Raw genomic sequence first — 4,968 nt, 5'->3', positions numbered from 1 at the left:
GGACGCGGACGTCCCCGCCGCGGCGCTGGAGCAGGGGGCCGAGCCGAACGACGGCGTGGTCGGCGTGCTGTGCGGTTCGCTGCACGACGGCCTGGTGTTCGAGGACGCCGGTCTGGTGATCGTCGCCGAGTCCGACCTCACCGGCAACCGGGTCACCGCGCCCGCCGAGGGCAAGCGCATGCCGGCCAAGCGCCGCAACCAGGTCGACCCGCTCGCGTTGAGCGCGGGCGACATGGTGGTGCACGACCAGCACGGCATCGGCAAGTTCGTCGAGATGATCGAGCGCACGGTGGGCGGTGCCCGCCGCGAGTACCTGGTGATCGAGTACGCGCCGAGCAAGCGCGGCCAGCCCGGCGACCGGCTGTTCGTGCCGATGGAGTCGCTCGACCAGCTCTCCCGCTACGTCGGCGGTGAGATGCCCAGCCTGTCCAAGCTCGGCGGCTCGGACTGGGCCAACACCAAACGCAAGGCGCGCAAGGCGGTTCGCGAGATCGCGGGCGAGCTCGTGCAGCTGTACGCCGCGCGCCAGGCCGCGCCGGGCCACGCCTTCGCGCCGGACACGCCGTGGCAGCAGGAGATGGAGGACGCGTTCGCGTTCACCGAGACCGTCGACCAGATGACCGCCATCGCCGAGGTGAAGGCGGACATGGAGAAGCCGGTCCCGATGGACCGCGTCGTCTGCGGCGACGTCGGCTACGGCAAGACCGAGATCGCGGTGCGGGCGGCGTTCAAGGCCGTGCAGGACGGCAAGCAGGTCGTGGTGCTGGTGCCGACCACGCTGCTCGCGCAGCAGCACCTGCAGACCTTCGCCGAGCGTGTCGCGGGCTTCCCGATCACCGTGAAGGGCTTGTCCCGCTTCACCGATCCGGCCGAGGCGCGCGCCGTGCTGGAGGGAATGGCCGACGGCGGCGTGGACATCGTGGTCGGCACGCACCGGCTGCTGCAGACCGGTGTGCGCTGGAAGGACCTCGGCCTCGTCGTGGTCGACGAGGAACAGCGGTTCGGTGTGGAGCACAAGGAGCACATCAAGGCGCTGCGCACGCACGTCGACGTGCTCACCATGTCGGCGACCCCGATCCCGCGCACCCTGGAGATGAGCCTGGCCGGTATCCGCGAGATGTCGACCATCCTCACCCCGCCGGAGGAGCGCCACCCGGTGCTCACCTACGTGGGCGCCTACAACGACAAGCAGGTCACCGCCGCGATCCGGCGCGAGTTGCTGCGCGACGGTCAGGTCTTCTACGTGCACAACCGGGTGGCGTCGATCGACAAGGCGGCCAAGCGGATTCGCGATCTCGTGCCGGAGGCGCGGGTGGTGGTCGCGCACGGCCAGATGAACGAGGACGCGCTCGAGTCCACCGTGGAGGGCTTCTGGCAGCGCGAATACGACGTGCTGGTGTGCACCACGATCATCGAGACCGGTCTGGACATCTCCAACGCCAACACGCTGATCGTGGAACGCGCCGACGCGCTCGGGCTCTCCCAGCTGCACCAGCTGCGTGGCCGGGTCGGGCGCTCCAGGGAACGCGGCTACGCCTACTTCCTGTACCCGCCGGAGAAGCCGCTCACCGAGACGGCCTACGACCGGCTGGCCACCATCTCGCAGAACTCCGACCTCGGCGCGGGCATGGCGGTCGCGATGAAGGACCTGGAGATCCGCGGCGCGGGCAACGTGCTCGGCGCCGAACAGTCCGGGCACGTCGCGGGCGTCGGGTTCGATCTCTACGTGCGCCTGGTCGGTGAGGCGGTCGAGGCGTACCGCGCCGCCGCCGACGGCAAGCCGATCACCATCGAGGAAGTCAAGGAGGTGCGCATCGACCTGCCCGTCGACGCGCACATCCCGCCGGACTACATCGCCAGCGACCGGCTCCGCCTGGAGGCCTACCGCAAACTCGCTGCCGCTGGAGACGATTCGGCGCTGGCTCTGGTCGTGGACGAGCTCGTCGACCGTTACGGGCCACTGCCGGTCGAGGTCGGGCGGCTGGTCTCGGTGGCCAAGCTGCGCCTGCTCGCCCGCGAGTACGAGGTAACCGAAATCGCCGTCACCGGAACCACTTTGAAGATCTCGCCGCTGCATCTGCCGGATTCCAAGCAGATGCGCCTCAAGCGGCTCTACCCCAGCGCGGGATACCGCGCCGCTTCCGGGGTGGTGCAGCTTCCGTTGCCCCGCGTGGAGGACAGCGTCGGGGCCGAGCGCGTCCGGGATGTGGTGCTGCTGCAGTTCGTGGCCGATCTGCTGCTGGCGTTGGACGGGAAGGCGCAGGGCGCGGTCGATCTCACCGTCGCCGCCGAGATGGCTCCCCGATGAGTTCGGCGGATCGCGACGAGTCCGTCCTGCGCGCTGCCCGGCACCGTGCCGCCGAACGCGGGACCGACGGCGTGGATCGCGCCGCGCCGAACGGCGACGCGGTGCCGCCCACGGACACGGCGGTGGTCGCGGCCGGTTTGGCCGGGGCGGTCGAGGTCATGGACCGGCTCTGGCACTTCGGCGGCTGGGAGGTCACCCAGACCCACGATTCGCTGCGCCCTTACCTGCTCGAGGAAACCTACGAGCTGCTCGACGCCATCCAGAACAGCGATGCCGAGACGATCAAGGAGGAACTCGGCGACCTGTTGCTGCAAGTGCTCTTCCATTCCCGGATCGCCCAGGCCGCAGGCGAATTCACCGTGGACGATGTCGCCGCCGCTCTCGTCGCCAAGCTGGTCAACCGCAGCCCGCACCTGGTGGGCTCCGCGATCGATCCGTCCGCGTCGGTGGCGGAGAAGATCGCCGCGCAGGAACGGGCCTGGGAAGAACGCAAATCCGCCGAGAAGTCCCGCCGCTCCTGCCTGGACGGCATCGCCATGGCCCAGCCCGCCCTGGCTCTCGCCGAGAAGATCGTCTCCCGCAGCACGAAGGCGGGCCTGCCGTCCGATCTCGTGCCCGAGGCTCTCCGCGTCGTGCGCCTCGGCGGGCCGGAAAGCGCCGAAGAAAGTCTCCGCAAAGCGACGCTGACGTTCGCCGCCGCTATCCGCGCGGCGGAGGATACGGCGGAGAAAGACCGCGGTGAACGTCGTTCGCTCGTTGCCGAGGATTGGCGCGCCTTCTGGCCGGAAGGAAGCGAGTAGGCCGAAGGCCCGGCGCCGGGCAACCTATCCGGCCGCCACGTGACGGCTGGATCAGGGAGACTGGGACGATGCCCTACCCCGAACTCCACGCGCGACCGCAGTGGCGAAGGACCGGGATAGCCCGGTTTCCCGTCGCCGCCCTCGTGGACGACCAGTGGTGGGTCCTGCGGATCAACGGCTTTCCCGACCACCCGCTGTGGACACTCTTCATCGACGGAGCGCCGCGTTTCGACCTCGACGACACGCCGCCGACCTGGGGCCGCCCGAGTGTCCGGTCCGCGCCGTCGCTTGACCCCCACACCGCCGAGCAGGTCGTGGCGCCCATCCAGGGCTTCACGGCATACGGTAGCGAAGTCGGAGACCCCTGCGACGACCCGGTCTGCTGCGGCTGACGTTGTCGGCCGGGCAGGCCTCGCGGATGTTCCACACCGCCCGGCGGCGGTCGACTCGGAGAGTCAGATGTTCACGCCGTAGTCGCGGGCGATTCCCGCCAGACCGGAGGCGTAACCCTGGCCGATGGCGCGGAACTTCCACTCGTTGTTGTGGCGGTACAGCTCGCCGAAGATCATGGCCGTTTCGGTGGACGCGTCCTCGGTGAGGTCGTAGCGAGCCAGTTCGATGCCGGTGCCCGCGTCGACGACGCGGATGAAGGCGTTGCGGATCTGACCGAACGACTGGCCGCGCGCGTCGGCGTCGTGAATGGACACCGGGAAGAAGATGTTGGTGATGTCCGGAGGCGCGGCCGTGAGGTCGACGTTGATCACCTCGTCGTCGCCTTCACCCGCCCCGGTGAGATTGTCGCCGGTGTGCTCGATGGATCCGTCGGGCGAGCGCAGGTTGTTGTAGAAGATGAAGTGCTGGTCGGACAGCACTTTCAGATTCGACCCGCAGGCCAGCGCGCTGGCGTCGAGATCGTAGTCGGCGCCGGTGGTGGTGCGCACGTCCCAGCCGAGTCCCACCGACACCTTGGCGAGGTTCGCCGCCTGCTTCGACAGCGAAACGTTGCCGCCTTTGGCGAGAGTGACGCTCATGATCCCCTTCCGCGCGGCACGAACGGTGCCGCCTTCTTCCGTGCTGCCCGGGGCCGCCGGGCTGATTCAGTTCTAGTGGTCTGCCCAGGATTTCAAGGTGCTGACCCGGTCCTTCAGCGCGCGCAGTTCGCTCTCGTCGTCGAGCACCGTGCGCTGAATGCCTTGCACGACGGCGAAGGCCGACTGGCGGTGGTCATCGATCACGTCGACGTCGATGCGGACCGCGACATAGTCGTCGGCGCCGGGCATCTGCTCGGCGACCACGTGCGCGGTCCCCCGTGCGCACATCGCCACGTTGCCGCCGCCGAGGATCAACAGCGCCACTTCGGGATGCTCGCGCAGCCGGGCCAGTGAACCGCGATCGTACTTCAGGCTGAGCAGAATTCGCCGATCGCCGGCGCGCACCGGCCAGGACACCGGAATCGCGTGCGGTGCGGGGTCGGTCGTCACCAGCACGCCGATCGTCTCCAGGGGCCATTCCGGGAGCACGTCCAGCTCGGGATGATCTGTCGAGTTGTGCTGACGTTGGGCGGGGCTCGCTCCGGCTGCCATCTTCGTCACCTCATGGATCGTCGAGCGCGGCGGGCTGTGCCGCGCTTGATAGCAGTCTAAGGTGCTGCGCCACTTGTCCGCTGACGCTGTGCACTTTGTCCGGACCGCTACGGGTGATCCCCGGCCCGCTCCGGGCGACGGTCAGGCCGAGACCAGCGCGGGAATGTCGAGCGTGGCGGCCCACTGCTCAGCCATGTCCCCGGCGCGGATCTCCGCTGACGCGTCGTGCCGCGCGTGCTCGCCGACCTGGGTGGCGCCGCATGAGACGAGCTGCTCG

At 69.1% G+C, this 4,968-nt stretch carries 5 protein-coding genes; 3 read left to right on the top strand and 2 right to left on the bottom strand.

The window, feature by feature from the left end:
- The 3 genes from mfd to ON19_RS24960 all read left to right on the top strand — a co-directional run.
- Positions 1-2,308: transcription-repair coupling factor (gene mfd / locus ON19_RS24970; protein WP_043697784.1), on the top strand; the 2,308-nt coding region annotated here is incomplete at its 5' end.
- 158 nt (positions 2,309-2,466) lie between these two features.
- Entirely contained in the window at positions 2,467-3,108 is a 642-nt protein-coding gene (locus ON19_RS24965) for a nucleoside triphosphate pyrophosphohydrolase (RefSeq protein ID WP_227954977.1), read from the top strand.
- A gap of 68 nt (positions 3,109-3,176) precedes the next feature.
- Positions 3,177-3,500, top strand: coding sequence for a hypothetical protein (locus ON19_RS24960; protein ID WP_043697782.1), 324 nt, complete (start codon positions 3,177-3,179; stop codon positions 3,498-3,500).
- 63 nt (positions 3,501-3,563) lie between these two features.
- Here the strand turns inward: ON19_RS24960 and ON19_RS24955 are convergent, their stop codons facing one another.
- A complete protein-coding gene (locus ON19_RS24955; protein ID WP_043697780.1) occupies positions 3,564-4,139 on the bottom strand; it encodes a TerD family protein in 576 nt (191 codons plus the stop codon).
- A gap of 72 nt (positions 4,140-4,211) precedes the next feature.
- Positions 4,212-4,691, bottom strand: coding sequence for a hypothetical protein (locus ON19_RS24950; RefSeq protein WP_043697786.1), 480 nt, complete (start codon positions 4,689-4,691; stop codon positions 4,212-4,214).
- Between the last annotated feature and the right edge of the window lie 277 nt (positions 4,692-4,968).

The organism is Nocardia abscessus NBRC 100374 (genome assembly GCF_000308455.1).
In the GTDB taxonomy this organism is placed as follows: Bacteria; Actinomycetota; Actinomycetes; order Mycobacteriales; family Mycobacteriaceae; genus Nocardia; species Nocardia abscessus.
The sequence above is the reverse complement of the archived record's forward strand: the minus strand, read 5'-3'. Positions and strand labels throughout refer to the sequence as shown.

What these genes read in the sequence shown, in the direction of transcription:
- ON19_RS24950 (WP_043697786.1), bottom strand. Translation starts at nt 4,691, where the DNA reads ATGGCAGCCGGAGCGAGCCCCGCCCAACGTCAGCACAACTCGACAGAT.
- ON19_RS24965 (WP_227954977.1), top strand. Translation starts at nt 2,467, where the DNA reads ATGGACCGGCTCTGGCACTTCGGCGGCTGGGAGGTCACCCAGACCCAC.
- ON19_RS24960 (WP_043697782.1), top strand. Translation starts at nt 3,177, where the DNA reads ATGCCCTACCCCGAACTCCACGCGCGACCGCAGTGGCGAAGGACCGGG.
- ON19_RS24955 (WP_043697780.1), bottom strand. Translation starts at nt 4,139, where the DNA reads ATGAGCGTCACTCTCGCCAAAGGCGGCAACGTTTCGCTGTCGAAGCAG.